Below are 19,687 nucleotides of genomic sequence, written 5' to 3'. Positions count from 1 at the left end.
CCCGCGGCACCTCCTTCAGATCGGGGGTCTTCATGTACGCAACCCGGCTCCGCGCCGCGTGGGCGGCCGTCGTGCTCGCCGCCCTGGCGCCCGCATGCGCCAGCGTCCCCGCCACCGAAACCGCCTACCCGGACAGCTACCGGAACGGCGTCACGGTGGCCACGCGGGTCCGCCTTCTCGCGTGCGCCGACAGCAGCGCTTTCCTTCCCGGCGGCCAGGCGATCGTGACCGTGCCCGCGGGCTATGGCGCGGTGGCGATCGGGGGCGGCCACTCGCTGCAGTTCGACACCGGGTCGGCGCCTGCCGGGGCGCAGTACCGCATCACCTGGTACCGCCCGTACGCCGCGTTCCGCATCGAGCCGGTGGGGAACGCGCCGACCACCTTCCAGGGCGCGGTGCGGCTCACCGTCAACTACTCGCCCTGTCTCGGCGCCAGCACCTCCGGCCGCCCGCGCCCGCCGTACGCGCTGTACCGCCTCCCGCCGCGCGGGCAGCCCGAGGCCAGGGGCGGGGTGGACCGCGACGGAAGGGTGGCGGCGCTGCTGAGCGGGTTCAGCATCTACGCGGTCGGCGGGAACTGAAGCGGAGCGGGGCGATGAGCGGAACCGCATGCGCCGCGCGGCGGGAGAGCGCCCGCGAGATGGAGCAGGCCGGGCGGTGGAGCGCCGCCGCCGAGGCCTATGCCGCCGCGTTCCGCCACGGCGCCGCGGAGCGCTCGCCCGAGGCGATGGTGGAGGCCGCGCGGGGGAGCGCGCGGGTGCGCCTGGCGCAGGGCCGGCTGGACGAGGCCGAGGAGCTGGCGGTGCTGGCCGGCGAGATGGCCGCGCTGCATGGCCTGGAGCGCGCCGGGGCACGCGCGCTGAACGTGCGGGGGATGATCGGGTTCGCGCGCCACGACCTGGACGGCGCGAGCGGCCTGTACCGCCACGCGCTGGAGCGCGCCCGCGCGGTGCACGACGACGAGCTGGTGGGGCACGCCTGCCAGAATCTGGGCGTCGTGGCCAACATCCGCGGCGACCTGCACGAAGCGCGCACGCTGTACCTGGAGAGCATCGGCGCCAGCGCGCGCACGGGCGACCGGACCGCGGCGCTGATGGCCTACCACAACCTGGGCGTCATCTGCACCGACATGGGCGAGTGGCTGGAGTCCGAGCTCTACTTCGAGCGGGGGCTGGAGCTGGCCGAGCGGCTGGGGCACGTTCCCATGCTGGCGCGCCTCTCGGTGGGCGTGGCCGAGCCGCTCATCCACCTGGGCGAGCTGGGCCAGGCCGGCGAGTCGCTGGACCGGGCCGACCGCTTCGCCCGCGAGTCGGACGACCGCGAGGCCGCGGTGGCGGTGCTGCGCTTCCGGGGGATCGTGGCGCGGCTGAAGGGCGACACCGCGGCGGCCGGCGAGTACCTGGAGCAGGCGCTCGCCGAGTCCCGCGCGGCCGGCCTGGAGCTGGAGCAGGCCCAGGTGCTGGGCGGGATCGCCCACTTGCGGTACGTGGAGGGGCGCCGCGCCGAAGCCTGTGCCCTGCTCGAGGCGGCCCGCGACCGTTTCGCCGCCTTGGGCGCCCGCCGCGAGCCGGCCCGCCTGGACCCGATCCTGGCGGAGTGGAAAGCCTCCGTCCTCGCGCCCGGTCCCGATCCCGCCTGACCTTCCTGTCGGCTGGCGCTCTCTCGTCTCGGGCCAGGGGGTCAGCTTCCGCGCGCCCTGTAATACCGGATCTACCAATCACCTGGGCATTACAAACGCACAGAGACGTCATCCTGAGGCCGGCCACACCAGCTTTGCTCAGCACGAGTGGTTGCAGGCCGAAGGATCTATAGGCGAGGTCGCACGTGCGCTGCCGGATTGCACGATCAGTTTCGAAACCGGTAAACCTTTTGGCGGCGTCCATGTTTGCGGTGTGGCGGAGATGCAGGAGAGCTACCTCTCCCGGTACGGGAGAGGTGGACGGCCTCGGCCGGCCGGAGAGGGCGCGATGCCGGGCGATCGCACCGAATCGGAGGACGGGCGGCAAGATTGGGGGATTGGCAGGAAGATTGGGGGAAGAGGCGGGAGATTCGGATCAGCGCTCTCTCCCAACGGTTCGTGGCCGGTCGCCGGCGGAGGCGCGGCGGGTGGTGCGTTGCATCTATCGAAACCGGCGGCGATTCCCGATACTGGATCTCCACGCCCGTTGCTCGATCCGCTGCCGTCCTTCCGCTATCTCCCCACCCCTTCACCGTTTCCGCGAGATGAGAGCGATCCCCCTGTTCGCGCTGGCCGCCGTGTGCGCCGCGTCGCTGGGCAGCGCCGGGTGCGCGACCGGCGGCCTCCCCGGCCAGCACGGCCGCACGCTGCGCCCGTTCCGCAGTGACGCCGAGTTCGCGAGCTTCGTCCGCCAGCTGGCCGCCGCGTACGAGCCTCCGCCGCCACCCCCACCTCCGCCCCCTCCTCCACCCCCGCCGCCCGCTCCCCCGCCCCCGCCCACCATGCCGGGCGCGCCACCGCCGCCTCCTCCGGCCCCGATCGTGATGGACCAGGTGGTCACGGCGACCGGTGCTGCCGCGGCGCGGCCGGACGAGTCGATCACCAACGTGCAGCACGCGGGGGTTGACGAGGGCGGCATCGTGAAGGTGCACGGCGACTACCTGGTGATCCTGCGCCGCGGACGCCTCTTCACCGTGCGCATCGGCGGCGACGCGCTGCAGCCGGTGAGCGCGCTGGACGCCTTCGGCCCCGGGCTGGACCCCAGCGGCACCTGGATCGACGAGATGCTGGTGTCGGGCGACCAGGTGGTGGTCATCGGCTACAGCTACGAGCGCGGCGGCACCGAGCTGGGCCTGTTCCACCTGGACGAGGCCGGGCGCCTCGCCTGGCGCGCCACCTACCAGCTCCGCTCCGAGGACTACTACTCGTCGCGCAACTTCGCCAGCCGGCTGGTGGACGGTAAGCTGGTGATGTACTCCCCCGTGCCCGTGGACCCGTTCGAGACCGACGACCCGTTCGCCGGCTTTCCCGCCGTGCGCCGCTGGGGCGTGGCCGACACCACCTTCCACCGCACCGCGCCGGCCGCGCGCGTCTACCGCCCCGCCGGCGACGTCTCGTTCGACGACGAGCTGGTGCTGCACACGGTGACGGTGTGCGACCTGCTGGGCGAGGCGCTGGACTGCCGCTCCACCGCGCTCTTCGGGCCCCAGGGGCGCGTGTTCTACGTGTCGCCGCGCGCGGTGTACGTGTGGGCCACGCGCGAGCTGTGGAACGAACGGGACGGCGAGCTGCCGCCGCAGTCCATGCTCTACCGCATGCCGCTGGACGGCTCGGCGCCCACGGGGCTGCGGGTGAGCGGCGGGCCCGTGGACCAGATGTCGTTCCTGGAGGGCGGCGACGGGTACCTGAACGTGCTGGTGGAGGCCGACGCGAGCGGCGAGGCGATGTGGCGGCAGGAGGTGCCCGAGGGCGATCTGTCGCTGCTGCGCGTGCCGATTGCCAGCCTGGGCGACGGACGCCGCGCGGCGCCGGTGTCGGCCTACCGCCGCCTTCCCACGCCCGGCGGCAACCGGGCGCTCCAGAACCGCTACGTGGGCAGCTGGCTGATGTACGGCCCGGGCGCCGGCTGGGCCGGGGCGATGAAGGACACGTCGATGGTGTACGCGGTGCGCTGGGCCGGCGCGGGCGCGGTCGACTCGCTGCGGCTGCCGCACGGCGTGGACCGCATCGAGGCGATGGGCTCGGGCGCGGTGGTGGTGGGCAGCGACGGGCGCGACCTGCACTTCAGCGGAGTGCGGCTGGGCGGCGCGCGGGCCACGCTGGCGGACCGCTACACTCGCCCGAACGCGTCGCAGGGCGAGACGCGCACGCACGGCTTCTTCTACCGGCCCGACGGCGACGACGTGGGGGTGCTGGGGTTGCCCGTGGCCGAGGCGGCGCGCCCCGGGTACCGCCAGCTGGACCGCGGCTCGGCGTCGGTGCTGTTCCTGCGCAACCAGGCGTTCCGCCTGCGCGAGCTGGGCGAGCTGGCCGCACGCGACACCTCGGGCGCGGACGACGGCTGCAAGGTCAGCTGCGTGGACTGGTACGGCAACGCGCGCCCCATCTTCCTGCGCGGCCGCGTCTTCGCGCTGCTGGGCTACGAGCTGGTGGAGGGAAGGGAAGACGACGGCCGTATCCACGAGCTGCGCCGCGTCAGCTTCGCCCCGCCGCCCGCCGCGGCGGGGACGCGCTGAGAGCGATCAGCCGCGGATGACGCGCGACGGTGGATACGAATCGGCCCCGGCGAGATGACCGCCGGGGCCGATTGCGCGCGCCGGGCTCTCGGCACGTTGTCCGCCGATGCCCTCAGCAGACGGGGGTGTCCATACGCGTGCCGCACACGTCGTACGAGGTGTCCAGGCAATCCACCGCGGTGCGCTCGCACGGCTCGGCCAGCGTGTCCTCGGCACAGCGCTCGTCGTAGGTGTAGTTGCACGAGTAGATGGTGGCGTGGCCAGTGCCGCAGACCGCGTACGCCGTGTGGCAGAAGCAGCTGTCGAAATACGTGCAGTCTTCGCCGCGGCCGCGTACCGTCCCGGTTTTCCGCATCACTGCTCCCGTGGCGAACGACTCCACGGAAAGGCGATCCACGTCCAGCCTGAGCTTGCGCATCGGTGTAGCTCCGCGTGAAAGGAAACTCATGATCAGATATGCGTCGTCTCAAGCAGTGTAATCGGGAAGGCCACCCGCATCCAGCAAACTTGTGTGTCGCATCGGGAGGATGGCCGACGGTGAGCATCACCCGCACCCATGGCGGGGATTGCCGCACACGAGAATGCCCCGGCGCCTGCGCTGCCGGGGCATTCTCGTGTCACGCGGTCAACCACGCGGTCCGGTGGTCACCGCTCGGAGTCCCCGATGCAGTGCGTGCAGTTGTTGTAACCGGCGTCGTTGGCGGCCTTCTGCGAGTTGTACGGCTTGTCGTTACCCGCGCTGATGATCTCGTCGATCTGGCACTCGTTCCTGCCGGTCTTCTCGTTGTCGAGGTCGTGAACTTCCTTCTTGCTCGGGTTCGTGTTCGCGAGATAGCGCTCGCCGTTCATGTGCCCCTTGTACCGTCTGGCCATCGGTGCCTCCCATGTGCAGGTGCAGTAGCAACAAGGATCAGAGGAGAGACGGACGCGGGTTCCCGATTTCCCTACAAGACGCCAAATGCCCCGGCGCCTGCGCTGCCGGGGCATTTCTCTATCTCAAGCGCCAGGAAAGAGTTCAGGTGCGCGTCGCGAGCCGTTCGCCGGCCGCCGCCGGGTGCTGCCAGACCGGATTCGAGGCTGGGAGCCGCCACTCCACCACACCGCCGTGGCTGGAGCAGGTGCCCGAACGCGTATGGCTCTCCGAGAACCGGCCGTCCTTGCACAGGGCCGTCTTCCCTTCGGGCCAGACGGTGTTCGTCGGGGGAGAAGTTGTTCCGTGTGATGAAGAGAAGGCGAGCGCCGAGAGCAGCGCGACGGCGACGAGCGTGCTGGCCGACAGCTTGCCACCGGAAGCCCGGCTCCAGCGCCGCTTCGATGTGGCGGCATTTCCCGGCATGCTCCCCGCTCCAGTACTCGGCGTGTGATCGGGCTGCGGCGCTGGAGTCGGCGGGAACGTCACCTGCGCGTCGCGGCCTGCTACGATGATCGTGTGCCCGGTGCCGTGCACGTTCACGTTCTGAATCGGACGCGGCGAAATGTTCTCTTCCATGGCCGTACGCACGATGGGGTGACGTGTGACCAGCTGCGATCTGTTGACGCCAACGGCTGGACAGAGGCCGATTCCTTCTCGGGCGCACATTCGATGAATTTTGTTCGGAAGTCAAGAGAAAACGGCGATTCGGTTGCGCGCACTGCGGCCCAAATATGACATCGGTGGGTTGCCTGGCGCTCTCCTCCAGTGCCAAGGAGGTGGAGCATCGGTTTCCGCAGCGGTCCCGAAGAAGACGAAACCCCGGCGATGCACTCGCTGGGGTTTCCTGGCGTTCCTTGAATGTCCCGGGGCGCAATCTGCGTCCTCCCTGCTTCTCGATTTCAGAAGCTCGCGTCCCTACTTCGGCGTCTCCGCCAGCACGAACGACTGGTGGACGCGGTCGAAGAGATCCTTGTGCATGTCCGGGTTTTCGCCCTGGGCGACGAAAACCAGCAGGTACATGATGCCGTCCTTCACGGTGAGGTACACCTGGCGCCACGTGGTCCTGCCGTCCTGCACCTTACGGTCGCGGATGTATGCGGCCCGCTGGCCGCCCAGCGTGCGGATCTCCTGCACCAGCCCTTCCTGCTCCAGGGCGGTGGCGCGCGCGGCCACTCGGGTCATCAGCGCCATCATGATCGAGTCGGAGCCCATGAACCTTGCCGTCAGTATCCGCCGTCGATCCGCCTCGGTGCCGGCGCGGGAGTCGCCCTGCAGGGCCACCAGGTCCGTCGCGGAGACGATCATTATCACGCTGTCGCGACCGACCATCAGCTTGTCGTCCACGGTGGAAACGTTCCAGCCCTGCGCCGGCATGCTCACCCGGTACGCGATGGGCTTGCCCACGAGGGGGACGAGGTCCTGCGCCGCGGCGGCCGGCGCCAGGCCGGACAGCAGGGCGGCGAGCGCGGCGGCGAACACGGCACGCACGCTGATGTGGGAGATGCGCATGGGTACTTCCATCCAGGGGTAGATCGCGAACGAGGTGCAGAGGCTCCCTTCGCCGCGACGCGCGTGACCGTCTGGCGAGGGGCCGCTGCAAATCACATGCGGAGTGGGCGCATGCATCGGCCCCGGCGAATCGGTTTCGCCGGGGCCGTGCTCCATCAGATCGACGGGACAGCAGAAAACAGGTTGCGCTTCAATCCGCCGCCGCCGCTTCCTCGGACTCCGGCGCGCCGGGATAGCCGTCGCCGGCGTAGCGGTAGTGCGGGGCGAGGGGCTCGCCGTCGCGGAGCATGGTGCCCTTGTAGCGCATGTGCTCCTCGTGCACGCCGAAGTTGATGCGCTGCAGCTCGTCGATACGGCGCAGGTCGTCGGCCGTGAGGTCCGGCAGGTCGCTGGCGGCGGCGAACTCCTCCAGCTGCTCGTCGTTGTAGATGTTCGGCAGCGTGGTCATCACCGCGGGGCTGGCCAGGATCCACTTCAGCGCGCCCTGGCCGATGGTCATCTCCCGCCCCTCGTGCAGCCAGCCCAGCGCCTCCAGCTTCTTCAGCCCGTTGGTCAGCCAGCTGCGCGGGCGGTGGCGGCGGTGGTCGTTCTTGGCGAACTCTGTATCTTCCGTGTACTTGCCTTCCAGCATCCCGCTGCTGTGCGTCACGCGCACCTGCAGCCCCACGCCGGCCTGCTCGGCCTCGCGCGTCAGGATCTGGCCGGGGAAGGGCTCCAGGATGTTGTTGATGAGCTGCAGGTTCTTCGCGCGCCGCTCGCGGATCAGCTCCACCCCCTCGAACAGGTAGCCGTTGCTGGGCCCCAGCGCGCCGCCCCACGCGCGCACCTTGCCCTCTTCCTGCAGCCGCGCCAGCGTCTCCCAGATCGCGTCGTCGGGCACGTGCTCCTCGTGGGCGTTGTGGTAGCTCACGATGTCGATCACGTCGGTGCCCATGCGCTTCAGCGACTCGTCCACGGCGAAGCGGATGTATGCCGGGTCGGCGCTGTGCGGGATCTCCTGCTGCCCGCGGCGGACGTTGGGGTTGTTGTAGAAGTCGTATCCCACCTTCGTGGTGATGACCACCCGGTCGCGGCGGTCGCCGAAGGCGCGCCGCAGCAGCTCGTCCGCGCGGCCGTTGCCGTAGGTGTCGGCGCTGTCGAAGGTGGTGATGCCCAGGTCGAAGGCGCGGTGCAGCATGGCCACCGCCTCGTCGTCGCTGAACTCGCCCCACCAGCCGGCGGCCAGCGTCCACAGCCCGAAGCCCACTTCGGAGACGGTGATGTCGGTCCCCGGATAGGTGCGGTATCTCATCGTGCCCTCCAGATCAGGCGCGGAAACGGACTCTAAATCTCGCCGGCGGCGGATGATGCGCCGGTACTCCAGTTCAGTGGAGTGGAGAGATGGAAAGGTGCCCTCCGCGGCGGGCGGAAGCAAGTGGGAAGATGCCGTACCGGCGGTGTAGGGGAGGGGATGACAGCAGGCGGTGCTGATACCAGATCCGGCAATGAAGTTTGTCCTTCCGCGCCGCCCCCACCCGACGTCATCCTGAGGCCGGTCACGCCATAATCAGCGTCTGCACAACAGGTTGCAGGCCAAAGGATCCATAGCCGCGGCAGCACGTGACTCGGCGGGACGCACCGATTCTTCCGTCGGATCGGGGGAAGGCATCCTCGCGTGCCCGCCGCATCGCGCCCTCTCCGGCCGGCCGAGGCCGTCCACCTCTCCCGTACCGGGAGAGGTAGCTCGACGAGAGCGGTGCGCTGCGCGGAGTTGCGGTTCATCCCTCCGCCACGGAGCGGGCGGAGGGGCGGGCCAGGCGGGCAGGATGCCGGCGTGCGGCGCGATTCCCGTTCAGCCGATGCCGGAGACGTCCGATCGTGCGGCCGCGCGCCTCAGCAGTGCGAGGACATCGCGAAGCCCTCCTGCGCGTCCACCAGCGGGGCCTTGTAGTCGCCGGTGAAGCAGGCGGTGCAGTAGGTCTCGCCGTGGTCGCGCACGCAGTCGATCATCCCCTCGGCCGAGAGGTAGCCGAGCGAGTCCACGCCCAGGTACTCGCGCATCTCGTCGATCGTCTTCTCGGCGGCGATCAGCTCGTTGCGCGTGGGCATGTCGATGCCGTAGAAGCAGGGCCAGCGCACCGGCGGGCTGGCCAGGCGCAGGTGCACCTGCGAGGCGCCCGCCTCGCGCAGCATCTGCACCAGCGCGCGGCTCGTGGTGCCGCGCACCAGCGAGTCGTCCACCACCACCACGCGCTTGCCGTCCAGCACCTCGCGCACGGGGCTGAACTTCAGCCGCACCTTGAAGTCGCGCCCGGCCTGCGTGGGGGTGATGAAGGTGCGCCCCACGTAGTGGTTGCGGATCAGCCCCAGCTCGAACCCGATCCCGCTGGCCTCCGCGTATCCCACCGCGGCCGAGTTGGCGCTGTCGGGGATGGAGATGACGATGTCGCCCGGCGCGGGCTGCTCCTGCGCCAGCCTGCGGCCGAAGGCGCGGCGCGCGCGGTCCACCGTGTACCCCCACAGGTGCGTGTCGGGGCGGGCGAAGTACACCAGCTCGAAGATGCACGGCTGCGGCTGGTCCACGAAGCGGGGAAGCCGCGTGACCTCCTCGATCTCGCCGCCGCGGATGCGGATCACCTCGCCCGGCTCCACGTCGCGGACGTAGCGCGCCTTCACGATGTCCAGCGCGCAGGTCTCGCTGGCCACCATCAGCCCGCCGTCGGGCAGCGCGCCGATCACCAGCGGCCGGTAGCCGAACGGGTCGCGCGCGGCGAACAGCGCGTCGTCCACCGACACCAGCACGCAGTACGCGCCCTCCAGCTGCTGCAGCGCGTCGATGATCTGCGCCTCGGCGCCCGCCTCGCGGCTGCGGGCGATCAGGTGGACGATGATCTCGCTGTCGATGGTGCTCTGGAACATGGCGCCCTCGTCCAGCAGCCGGTCGCGCAGCGCGTGGAAGTTGGTGAGGTTGCCGTTGTGGACGAGAGCGAGATGGCCGGAGCGGTAGATCTCGCGGATGGGCTGCGCGTTCTTCAGCCCCGCGCCGCCGGCGGTGGAGTAGCGGATGTGCCCCACGGCCAGGTCGCCGCGCAGCTTGTCCAGCTTGTCCTCGCCGAACACGTCGGAGACGAGCCCGGCCTCGCGCACGCGGCTGCTGTCGCCGGTGGCGCGGTCGAAGGTGGCGATCCCCGCCGCCTCCTGCCCGCGGTGCTGCAGCGAGTACAGCCCCAGGTACGCGAGCCGGGCCGCTTCGGGATTGCCGGAAACCGCGACGATTCCACACACGGGGCGATCTGTCCTGCTGATGTGAGGTTGTTGCGAAAGCGATTCTTACACCGTGAGGGCGATTCGGAGCCGCAGGCAACGGGATTCGGTGGCTCGCGACCGCATCCCACCCGTGCACCGATCTCACCGAGCTACCTCTCCCGGTACGGGAGAGGTGGACGGCCTGGGCCGGCCGGAGAGGGCGCGATGCGTCGGACGATCGAAGATGCCGTTCGACCGGCGAATCTCCCCGTCTCCCTACGCCCCGTGCTGCACCTCGCTCTCCAGCGCCGTCTCCACGTCCGCGGCGCTGCCGTCCATTCGGCGGGGGATGGCCCGCTCGTACACGTCGCGCAGCAGCGATGAAACGCCGCGGATCTCGCCGTCCTTCGTGGCTACGCGGAACACGCCGCCGCGCTCGCCCACGGTGCCGATGCGGCGCGCGGGGACACCGTGGATCTCCAGGCAGCGCACCAGCTCCGCCTCCTTCGCCGCTTCGCAGGACAGGACCACGCGCCCCTGCGCCTCGCCGAAGAGGAGCGCGTTCGCGGGAAGGTCGTCCCGCAGCTCCACCTCCACGCCGAACGGGTCGTCGCCGGAGGCGAAGGCGCTCTCCGCCAGCGCCACCGCGAACCCGCCCTCGGCCGTGTCGTGCGCGGAGCGGACCAGGCCGGAGCGGATGGCCGCCAGCAGGCCGCGCTGGAGCCGCGACTCGGCCGCGAGGTCCAGCGCGGGCGCATCTCCCGCCACCAGGCCGTGGACCACCTTCAGGTACTCGCTCCCGCCCAGCTCGCCGGTGTTCGTCCCGGCGAGGACGATCGCATCGCCCTCGGCCTTGAACGCGGCGGTCGTCACGTGCGCCACGTCGTCCACGATCCCCACCATCCCGATCGTGGGGGTGGGATAGATGGCGCCGCGCGGGTTCTCGTTGTAGAGCGACACGTTGCCGCCCGTCACCGGCGTCTCGAACGCCTCGCACGCCTGGCCGATGCCGCGCAGCGCCTCGGACATCTGGAAGTAGACCTCGGGCTTCAGCGGGTTGCCGAAGTTGAGGTTGTCCGTCACCGCCCGCGGCAGCGCGCCGCTGCACACCAGGTTCCGCGCCGCCTCGGCCACGGCGATCAGCCCGCCGCGATAAGGATTGAGGTGGACGTAGCGGCCGTTGCAGTCCACCGTCATGGCCACGGCCTTGTTCGTCCCCCGCAGCCGCAGCACCGCCGCGTCGCTCCCGGGACCCACCACCGTGTTCGTGCGCACGGTGCTGTCGTACTGCTCGTACACCCAGCGCTTGCTGGCGATGGAGGGCGAATCAAGCAGCTGCCGCAGCGTCCAGGTGGGGTCGCTCTCCTCGAACGCGGGCGAGAGCGTGGACGCGTCCCACTCGCGCAGCGCGGCGATCTCGGGAGATTCCACGCCCTGGCGCGTGTAGGTCGGGCATCCCTCCACCAGCGGCTCGCCGGGGATGTCGACGATGACGACCCCGTTCTCACGGATGACATAGCGCCCCGTCTCCGTCACCCGGCCGATCGTCTCCGCGTCCAGGTCCCACTTGCCCAGGATGGCGCGGACGTCCTCCTCGTGGCCGTTCTTGGCGACGACGAGCATCCGCTCCTGCGTCTCGCTGAGCAGGATCTCGTAGGGCGTCATCCCCCGCTCGCGCACGGGCACGGCGGTGATCTCGATGTCCACGCCGGTCCCGCCGCGCGCCGCCATCTCGGTCGACGAGGAGACCAGTCCCGCCGCGCCCATGTCCTGGATGCCCACGATGTGGCCGCTGCGGATCAGCTCCAGCGACGCCTCGAGGAGCAGCTTCTCGGTGAAGGGGTCGCCCACCTGCACCTGAGGCCGCTTCGCCTCGCTCTCTTCCGACAGCTCGGCGGAGGCAAAGGTGGCGCCGTGGATGCCGTCGCGCCCCGTCTTCGCGCCCACCGCCATGATCGCGTTGCCCACGCCGGCCGCCACGCCGCGGATCAGCTCGTCGTGCTTCAGCAGCCCCACGCACATGGCGTTCACCAGCGGGTTCCCCTCGTACGCGCCGTCGAAGTACACCTCGCCGGCCACGGTGGGAATGCCCACGCAGTTGCCGTAGTCGCCGATCCCCTTCACGCAGCCGGCGAAGAGGTAGCGCACGCGGTCGCCCTGCTCGCCGTCGATCTCGCCGAAGCGCAGCGAGTTCAGCATGGCGATGGGGCGCGCGCCCATGGTGAACACGTCGCGGAGGATGCCGCCCACGCCGGTCGCGGCGCCCTGGTACGGCTCCACGGCCGAAGGGTGGTTGTGCGACTCGATCTTGAAGGCGATGGCCAGGCCGTCGCCCACGTCGATGACGCCGGCGTTCTCGCCCGGGCCCTGCAGCACCCAGGGCGCCCTGGTGGGGAGCTTCTTCAGGAGCGGGCGGCTGTTCTTGTAGCCGCAGTGCTCGCTCCACATGGCGCTGAACACGCCCAGCTCGGTCCACGTGGGCGTGCGCCCCAGGATGCTCAGGACGAGCCTGTACTCGTCGGTCGAAAGCCCGTGCTCCGCGACCAGCTCGGGAGTGATCGCGGGATCGCCGGGACGTGTGCTCACGGACACCGGTGTATCGCTTCGGTTGATGTGGTTTCCAATCGGGACCAGCAGCAGTGCGCGTCCGAGGCCACCCGGCCCTCCCCCCGCGGAGGCCCTCCCCCGCGGCTTAGACCGCGTACCCCCTCCCGCTGCGCGGGAGGGGGTGGAACAGAGTGCGCGTGGGCCGGATTCGGCGCGGCCGGGGTTCGCCGGGCGAATGAATTCGCGGCAACAACGGCCCGAAGTCCGCCTTCGCGGACTCGCGCCCCGGCATCCGCGCTCGTCACCCAGCCTCGCGTGGCGTCGTGGATCTCTCCCCACCGCGCCGAGCTCGCCAGGCTACCTCTCCCGGTACGGGAGAGGTGGACGGCCTAAGCCGGCCGGAGAGGGCGCGACGCGTCGGACTGGCTCGAAAGCCCGTCCCGCGCTGAGCCCGTCTCGCGCCGAGCCTGTCTCCTGCGCGATCGCCCTCCGCCCTACGGCCGCGGGACCACGCGCGGGGTGACGCTGTTCTCGCGGTCGCGGGTTCGCGACTGGATGGTGTCGGGCTGGTTCGGCACCGTGGTGCGCGTGACCTTGCTCTCGCGGTCGGCGCGCTCGTCGTCCACCGAGGTCGCGCGCGGCGTTCCGGTCGTGTCGCTGAGCGTGGCCGGCGGCTGCGCGCCCGCGGTGATCGGGCCGGGGCCGGTGACCGTGCGCCCGTTCCCCGTCTGGTTGCCGCGCGTCAGGGTCGGGACCGGCAGGCCGCCGCCCGTCGTCGTCGTCGCGCCGCCGGTCGTAGTGGGGGCGCCGCCGCGGATGATGGTGCTCTGCCCGGCGCCGTTCGCGCCCGCCGCATTGTCGCGCGACAGGTTGCTCCCCGAGCGGGCGGGCGGCGGGGTTACGTCGCGCACCTGGCCGGACATCCCCGGCGCGCCGGACTCCACGCGCACGCCGCCGACCTCGGCGGGCGGCAGGGTGCCGTTGCGCTCGCGGCTGCGCCCGCGCACGATCACGCGCTCCTGGCTTTGCGCGGGCCCGGCGGGCGCCGCCTGCGCGCGGACCGCGGCCGCGCCGGCCGAGCCGCCCTCGCCGCCGATGGCATCGGCGGCGGGCGGGGCGTCGATGCGGCGCGCGCGGGTGCGCAGCACGGCGGCGATCACCTGGTCGCCGCGGAAGAAGACCACGTCGTCGCTGCCGCAGCGGTTGGGGCAGCCGTTGGAGTAGAACCAGTAGCTCCAGTCGCCCTCGGTGCGCGTCCGCGCGGGCGAGCCGAAGACGGAGCGCACCTGGTCGGGCGACATCCCCTGCGCGATGGTCCGCTGCGCGGCGGACGGAGAGGCGGCGAGGACAGCAGAGAGCGCCGCGGCCAGCGTCAGCATCATCTTCATCGTCTCACCTCCGGTGTGGCAGGGCCGGGAGATGGCGAGATCCGCATCGCCCCATCCCGCCGATCGGTTCCGTCATCCCCGCCCGCAGCGCATAACTCGCTCCAGCACCACGGCTTGGCCGCTTCTCGGCTAGTCACCGATGCTCCGGAGCCGCCCGGATGCCCCGCCAGCAGTCCCGCAGGGACTTCGTGCCCCTTGTTGCCGCCGAATTCATTCGGCGGAGCGAGGCTCACACCCGCGCCAGATGCGCGGCCACCGAGCGGAACAGCCCCAGCCCGTCGGTCGGCCCCAGCAGCGGGTCCACCGAGCGCTCGGGGTGCGGCATCATTCCCAGCACGTTGCCGGCGGCGTTCACGATCCCCGCGATGCCGCGCGCGGAGCCGTTGGGGTTGGCGGCGGGCGTGACCAGCCCCTCCGCGTCGCAGTAGCGGAGGACGACCTGCCCGTTCGCCTCCAGCCCGTCCAGCAGCTCCGGCTCGGCGAAGTAGCACCCCTCGCCATGCGCGATCGGCACCCGCAGCACCTGCCCGACCTCGTACTCCGCGGTGAAGAGCGTGTCGTTGCGCTCGACCAGCAGGTGGACGGGGCGGCTGCGGAACTTCAGGGTGCGGTTGCGGACCAGGGCGCCGGGGAGGAGGCCGCTCTCGCACAGGATCTGGAAGCCGTTGCAGATGCCGGCCACGGGGCCGCCGCCCTCCGCGAACGCCTTTACCTCGCGCATGATGGGGCTGTGCGCCGCGATGGCGCCGGCGCGCAGGTAGTCGCCGTAGCTGAAGCCGCCGGGGAGGAACACCGCGTCCACGCCCTGCAGGTCGTGCTCCTTGTGCCACAGGAACACGGCCTCGGCGTCCAGGTTCTCCTGGACCGCCTTGTAGCAGTCGTAATCGCAGTTGCTGCCGGGAAAGGTCACCACGCCGATCTTCATGCCGCGGCAAGCGCCTCCACGCGCACGTCGTAGTCCTCGGTCACCGGGTTGGCCAGCAGCTGCCGGCACATCGCGTCCACGCGGCCGGCCGCGTCGGCCTCCGAGTCGGCCGACAGGGTGAAGCGGATCAGCCGCCCCACGTGCGCGTCCTCCACGCCGCCGAAGCCCAGCGACTTCAGCGCGCCCTGCACGGCGCTCCCCTGCGGGTCCAGGATCCCCCGGCGCGGCGTCACCCGCACCTCCACGCGAAAGTCCGTCACGGCAAAAGCTCCTCGTTCAGCGCGTCGGGCGGCGGCCCCGCGGCGCGCGGGCCGCGGCGCCCCTCGTATTCCAGCGGCCGGACCTCGTCCGGGCTCGGGTCCACGGTCTCGATCGGGTCCTCGTCGGGCAGCTTCTCCTCGAACCCCTGCATCACCGTGCGCAGCAGCCCGTAGCCGATGTAGACGATGGACATGGGGAAGAAGAAGTACTCCGGATAGGTGAACGCGGCCACGATGGCCAGCACCGCCATCGCCATCGCGAAGCGCCCGCTCCAGGTGCGGAGCGAGAAGCGCGGGACCACCGGGTACAGGACGTTGCTCACCATCAGCACCGCCACCATCATCATCAGCCACCCCGCCGCGCGCCCCGCGTCCACGTGGCTGAACCAGCGGTGCCAGAGCGCGGTCTGCGTGAAGGCGTAGTACGTGGCCACCGAGGCGCCCGCGGTGGGGGAGGGAAGCCCGTGGAACGCGGACTTCGCCGTTCCCGCCTGCTCGATGTTGAAGCGCGCCAGCCGGAAGACCGCGGCGGTGATGTAGAGGAAGGCGACGATCCAGCTCCACTCGCCGCCGTTCTTCAGGAAGGTGAAGTAGATGATGAGCGCCGGCGCCACGCCGAACGAGATGGCGTCGACCAGCGAGTCCAGCTCCTCGCCGAAGGCGCTTCCCGTGGCGGTGAAGCGGGCGATGCGGCCGTCCAGCATGTCGAACACCGCCGCCAGCACGATCAGCCAGCCGGCGGTGATGAAGTCGCCCCGGGTGGCGTGGACGATGGCCCACACGCCCAGGAACATGTTGCCCACCGTGAAGGCGCTGGGGAGGATGATGATCCCCCGCCTCAGCCGCCGGCGGCGCGCGCCGGCCACGGTGTTCCCCGTGTCGCTCATCGCCCCTCCTCCGCGCGGAGCGGGAACTCGTCCAGCGTCATCCCCGTGAGCCTCCGGAAGGCGTCCTGGTAGCGCGCCGAGGTGGCATCGATCACCTCCGGCGGCAGGTCGGGCGCCGGGTACGCCTTGTTCCACTCGCCGCGCCCGACCAGCTCTTCCAGCCAGTCGCGCAGCGGCTGCTTGTCCAGCGACGGCTGGCCGCGCCCCGGCTGGTAGGTGTCGGCCGGCCAGAAGCGCGACGAGTCGGGCGTCAGCACCTCGTCCATCACCCGGATCGTCGCGTCGCCGTCGCGGCCGAACTCGAACTTGGTGTCGGCGATGATGATCCCCGCGCCCGCCGCCACCTCGCGCCCGCGGCCGTACAGCGCCAGCGCGTGCGCCCGGAGCGTACCGGCAACCTCCGCGCCCACGATCTCGCCCATCCGCCCGAAGGGGATGTTCTCGTCGTGCCCGGTCTCGGCCTTGGTGGCGGGGGAGAAGACCGGCGGGTCGAGGCGGTCCGACTCGCGCAGCCCCGCGGGAAGCGGCTCGCCGGCCAGCGTCCCGCGCTCGCGGTACTCCTTCCACGCGCTCCCGCTGATGTAGCCGCGGACCACGCATTCCACGGGGAAGGGATCGAGCTTGCGCACCAGCATCGACCGGCGCGCCCACGCGTCGCGGAGCGGGGCGAGCGCGGGGTAGCGGGCGGCGATTTCGCCGGGGTCGACGGAGATGAGGTGGTTGGGCACCAGGTCGGCGGTGCGCGCGAACCACCAGGCGGAGATCAGGGTGAGGACCTCGCCCTTGCGGGGCACCGGCTGCGGCATCACCACGTCGAACGCGCTGACGCGGTCGGTGGCGACCATGAGGAGCGCGTCGCCCAGGTCGTACACGTCGCGCACCTTCCCGCGCACCCGCAGCGGGAAGGGGAGGTCGGTGGTGACGAGCGCCGGGGTCAGGACGGTGGCTCCGATGCTGGGTTTTGCCGGTCGGATGGGCGGAAAGGTAGCAGGCGCGCGGGGGCGCGGCAACCAAGGCAAGTCCTAAGTGCTAAGTCCTAAGTCCTAAGTCCTAAGTGCTGAGTGCTGAGTGCTGAGTGCTGAGTGCTGAGTGCTGAGTGCTGAGTGCTGAGTGCCAGGTGCTGACGTTCGCCGACGAAGGATTCGGCCGGAGGGATGCGACGCAGGGTGCTCCGGAGCCTCATCCCCCGGCCGTCCTTCCAGAGTCCAGCACTCCGCATCAGGAACTTAGGACTTAGGACTTAGGACTTAGGACTTAGGACTTAGGACTTAGGACTTGGCACTCAGCACTCAGCACTCAGCACTTCCTTTGACGCGATTCTGTTGTGCGATCCGCGCGATCAGAGTATCATCCGTTTGGGCGTAACTTCCTCCCGCCCGCCGACTTCGCCTTCCCCGTCCTCGCGGACTTCCCATGCCGGGGCGCATCTCCCTTCCGCTGCCGTTCCGCATCTTCCTGGCGCTGGCGCTCGCTTTCGTGGCGCCCGCGGCCGGCCTGCGCGCGCAGTCGACCCTCTCCTCGGCGCAGCAGCCCACCATGCCCGACGTGGTGGGGCTCACGCGCGAGCAGGCCATCACCCGCCTGCAGCGCCTGCAGATGAGCGTGCGGGTGCGCGACGTGGCCTCGGCCCAGCCGAAGGGCGTGGTGGTGACGCAGGAGCCCGCGTCCGGCCAGGCCGTGCGCGTCGGCTCGGCCGCCGTGCTCGAGGTGTCCACCGGCGCGCGCCAGACGCAGACCGGCGACGGGGAGACGGACGGCGGCGGCCGCGTGGTGCAGGTGCCCAACGAGGTGAGCGTGCCGGACCTGACGGGGATGAGCGTGCTGATGGCGCGCGCCCGGCTGGTGGCCGGCGGGCTCGTTCCCGGCCGCGTGGACTCCGCCTCCGCCGAGGGCGCGCGCGCCGGCCGGGTCGTGGCGCAGGAGCCCGCCGCGGGGACGCGGGTGAGCACCGGCAGCCGCGTGCGCATCACCATCGCCCGGCGGGCGCCGGCGGCGCAGCCGCAGCCGCCCACGCCGGTGGAGCCGCAGCCGGACCGCGTGGTCGTTCCCAACGTCGCCGGGAAGACGGTGGCCGAGGCGCGCGCGGCGATCGGCGGCGCGCGGCTGCTGCTGGGCTCGGTGGACAGCGCGTCGTCCTCCTCCGCCGCGGGAACCGTCGTCGGGCAGAAGCCCGCGGCGGGCGCGTCGGTGGATCCGGGCACCTTCGTCACCGTGACGGTGGCGCGGCCGCGGCTGGTGCGGGTGCCGTCGCTGGCCGGGCAGCCGCTGGCCGAGGCGCGGCGGACGCTCGCCGCCGCCGGCCTCCGCGCGGGCGGGGTGACGGAGCGCGAGGCGCCGGGCGAGCCGCGCGTGGTCGGCCAGTCGGTCGCGGCGGGTACGGCGGTCGCGCCGGGCACCGCCGTCGCCCTGACCGTCTCCCGCGCGCCCGCCGTGGTGCCGCCGGTCGTCGTCGCGCCGACGGAGCCCGTGCGGCCGCCCGCGGACACCACGCCGGTGGCCACGCAGCCCATCGCCCCGCCCGTCGTGCCGCCCGCCGCGCAGGACACCGTGCCCGCGCCGCAGCCCGCGACGCCCGAGGTGACGCCGCAGCCGGTCGCGCCGCAGCCCGCGGCCAACCAGCCCGCCGCGCGGCCGCCCGCGTCTCGACCGGAGCCGCAGCCCGCGCCGGCGGAAAGGCGTTTCCCGCGCTCGGCGCTGTACGCGATGCTGGTGCTGCTCGCCTTCATGGTGCTCGGGCTGGTCCTGCGCGCGATCGACCGGCGCCGGGCCGCGCCGCGGGGCGCCACGGTGGCCGCGCCGGTGCCGGGGCCCATGCCCGTCGGCGTGCGCGTGCGGGTGGACGGCGGCGAGCAGCAGGCGGCGCCGCAGCCGGAGAAGATGGCCACCGGCGGGCGGGTGCGGCTGGGCGTGCGCATGGCCGAGGCGCGCCCCAAGGAGGCCAACACCGCGCAGGTGCCGCTGGGCGCCGGGCGCGTGGCGGTGACGATGATGGAGGGCGACGTGCCGCGACCCACCGAGGAGCCGGAGACGATCTCCGCCGGGCGGGTGCGGGTGACCACCAGCGACGACCAACCGGATTTCTGGCCGGGCGACGGCGAATCCGTGATCCTGAAGAGGAGATGATGATGGACGAGAGCCGCACCACCCTGGCCGAGGCCGTGGAGTTCGAGGCCACCTTCGCCGAGAAGCTGACCGCCGCCGTGCGCGAGAAGCTGCTGCCCTTCGCGGGGCACGTGAGCGGCACCGTGTTCGAGGCCGCCATCGGCAAGGTCATCGAGCAGGCCGCGAAGGTGCTCGACGTGCCCTTCGCCGAGCTGCTGACCGGCGCCTGGGAGCGCTACCCCGAGATCCGCGAGCTGGCCGACGCGCGCCTGCACCCCTCGGGCGAGGAGACGATGCTGGAGCTGGCCGAGCACCGCTTCGCCTGGGAGTACGCGCCGAAGATCGAGATCGTCTTCAACGAGACCTACCCGGTCTCCATCCCGCTCGGCGTGACCGTGGGCGTGAAGGTGATCGGCGGGGTGCTGGTGGTGCAGGGCGGGCGCTTCCGCGAGCTGCGCTCCGGGAAGCTGGAGGTGGGCGTGGCGCTGACCGTGGCCGAGCAGCCCGCCGGCAGCCGCATCAAGGACGTCCAGCTCCCGCGCGTCCTCAGGTTCGGCGACGGCGTTCCCATCCGCGACGCCGTTCCCGTGGGCCGGATCGCCACGCCCGAGCCGGCGGCGGTGGTCGCCAACTCGTAGCCCCGGCATCGCCGCGCGACCGAAATCGCCCCCGCGCGCCCGATGGTATCGGGTGCCGGGGGCGATTCGTCTCGACGGCGCGCCTCATCTCCTCCTCAT

Annotated in this window: 17 protein-coding genes; 5 read left to right on the top strand and 12 right to left on the bottom strand. The window is 71.5% G+C overall.

The genetic code is table 11. The features are described from left to right. The first annotated feature begins 32 nt into the window (after positions 1–32). From VLK66_RS17115 to VLK66_RS17105, 3 genes are all read left to right on the top strand, one after another. Entirely contained in the window at positions 33–581 is a 549-nt protein-coding gene (locus VLK66_RS17115) for a hypothetical protein (RefSeq protein WP_325310670.1), read from the top strand. Positions 582–595: 14 nt separating this feature from the next. Then, positions 596–1,639 (top strand): tetratricopeptide repeat protein, encoded by a 1,044-nt coding sequence (locus VLK66_RS17110; protein WP_325310669.1) that lies wholly within the window; start codon positions 596–598, stop codon positions 1,637–1,639. Positions 1,640–2,223: 584 nt separating this feature from the next. Next, a complete protein-coding gene (locus tag VLK66_RS17105; protein WP_325310668.1) occupies positions 2,224–4,194 on the top strand; it encodes a beta-propeller domain-containing protein in 1,971 nt (656 codons plus the stop codon). A gap of 112 nt (positions 4,195–4,306) precedes the next feature. Here VLK66_RS17105 and VLK66_RS17100 read toward each other — a convergent pair whose 3' ends face one another. The 12 genes from VLK66_RS17100 to VLK66_RS17045 all read right to left on the bottom strand — a co-directional run bounded on the left by VLK66_RS17100 (position 4,307) and on the right by VLK66_RS17045 (position 16,786). Continuing rightward, complete coding sequence (locus VLK66_RS17100) at positions 4,307–4,612, bottom strand: hypothetical protein (RefSeq protein ID WP_325310667.1); 306 nt, start codon at positions 4,610–4,612, stop codon at positions 4,307–4,309. Between the two features lie 227 nt (positions 4,613–4,839). After that, complete coding sequence (locus tag VLK66_RS17095; protein ID WP_325310666.1) at positions 4,840–5,067, bottom strand: hypothetical protein; 228 nt, start codon at positions 5,065–5,067, stop codon at positions 4,840–4,842. A 142-nt stretch (positions 5,068–5,209) separates the two neighbouring features. Next, the gene (locus tag VLK66_RS17090; protein ID WP_325310665.1) at positions 5,210–5,683 is read right to left on the bottom strand and encodes a DUF3761 domain-containing protein; all 474 of its coding nucleotides are present in this window, start codon (positions 5,681–5,683) and stop codon (positions 5,210–5,212) included. A 339-nt stretch (positions 5,684–6,022) separates the two neighbouring features. Then, positions 6,023–6,616, bottom strand: coding sequence for a hypothetical protein (locus VLK66_RS17085; RefSeq protein ID WP_325310664.1), 594 nt, complete (start codon positions 6,614–6,616; stop codon positions 6,023–6,025). A gap of 190 nt (positions 6,617–6,806) precedes the next feature. After that, positions 6,807–7,907 carry an aldo/keto reductase gene (locus VLK66_RS17080; protein WP_325310663.1) on the bottom strand — a complete coding sequence of 367 codons (1,101 nt, stop codon included), beginning with the start codon at positions 7,905–7,907 and terminating at the stop codon, positions 6,807–6,809. Between the two features lie 581 nt (positions 7,908–8,488). Then, on the bottom strand, positions 8,489–9,880 hold the full coding sequence (gene purF, locus VLK66_RS17075; RefSeq protein ID WP_325310662.1) for an amidophosphoribosyltransferase: 1,392 nt from the start codon (positions 9,878–9,880) through the stop codon (positions 8,489–8,491). Between the two features lie 237 nt (positions 9,881–10,117). Further along, positions 10,118–12,433, bottom strand: coding sequence for a phosphoribosylformylglycinamidine synthase subunit PurL (purL, locus tag VLK66_RS17070; protein ID WP_414676492.1), 2,316 nt, complete (start codon positions 12,431–12,433; stop codon positions 10,118–10,120). Positions 12,434–12,882: 449 nt separating this feature from the next. Continuing rightward, on the bottom strand, positions 12,883–13,776 hold the full coding sequence (locus VLK66_RS17065; protein ID WP_325310660.1) for a hypothetical protein: 894 nt from the start codon (positions 13,774–13,776) through the stop codon (positions 12,883–12,885). A gap of 229 nt (positions 13,777–14,005) precedes the next feature. Then, positions 14,006–14,701, bottom strand: coding sequence for a phosphoribosylformylglycinamidine synthase subunit PurQ (purQ, locus tag VLK66_RS17060; protein ID WP_325310659.1), 696 nt, complete (start codon positions 14,699–14,701; stop codon positions 14,006–14,008). Then, the gene (gene purS, locus VLK66_RS17055) at positions 14,698–14,961 is read right to left on the bottom strand and encodes a phosphoribosylformylglycinamidine synthase subunit PurS (RefSeq protein ID WP_325310658.1); all 264 of its coding nucleotides are present in this window, start codon (positions 14,959–14,961) and stop codon (positions 14,698–14,700) included. The genes purQ and purS overlap by 4 nt, the downstream gene beginning before the upstream one ends. Continuing rightward, positions 14,958–15,848 (bottom strand): CDP-diacylglycerol--serine O-phosphatidyltransferase, encoded by an 891-nt coding sequence (gene pssA / locus VLK66_RS17050; protein ID WP_325310657.1) that lies wholly within the window; start codon positions 15,846–15,848, stop codon positions 14,958–14,960. The genes purS and pssA overlap by 4 nt, the downstream gene beginning before the upstream one ends. Next, positions 15,845–16,786 (bottom strand): phosphoribosylaminoimidazolesuccinocarboxamide synthase, encoded by a 942-nt coding sequence (locus VLK66_RS17045; protein ID WP_349260514.1) that lies wholly within the window; start codon positions 16,784–16,786, stop codon positions 15,845–15,847. The genes pssA and VLK66_RS17045 overlap by 4 nt, the downstream gene beginning before the upstream one ends. 475 nt (positions 16,787–17,261) lie before the next feature. On the opposite strand from VLK66_RS17045, the gene VLK66_RS17040 reads away from it, so the two are divergent. Both VLK66_RS17040 and VLK66_RS17035 read left to right on the top strand, forming a co-directional pair. Then, positions 17,262–18,971, top strand: a complete 1,710-nt coding sequence (locus VLK66_RS17040; protein ID WP_325310655.1) for a PASTA domain-containing protein — start codon at positions 17,262–17,264, stop codon at positions 18,969–18,971. Beyond that, a complete protein-coding gene (locus VLK66_RS17035) occupies positions 18,968–19,588 on the top strand; it encodes a hypothetical protein (RefSeq protein WP_325310654.1) in 621 nt (206 codons plus the stop codon). The genes VLK66_RS17040 and VLK66_RS17035 overlap by 4 nt, the downstream gene beginning before the upstream one ends. Positions 19,589–19,687: the final 99 nt, after the last annotated feature.

This window comes from Longimicrobium sp. (assembly GCF_035474595.1).
Lineage (GTDB): Bacteria > Gemmatimonadota > Gemmatimonadetes > Longimicrobiales > Longimicrobiaceae > Longimicrobium.
Note: the sequence above shows the minus strand (reverse complement) of the source record. Positions and strands in the feature narration are given on the sequence as shown.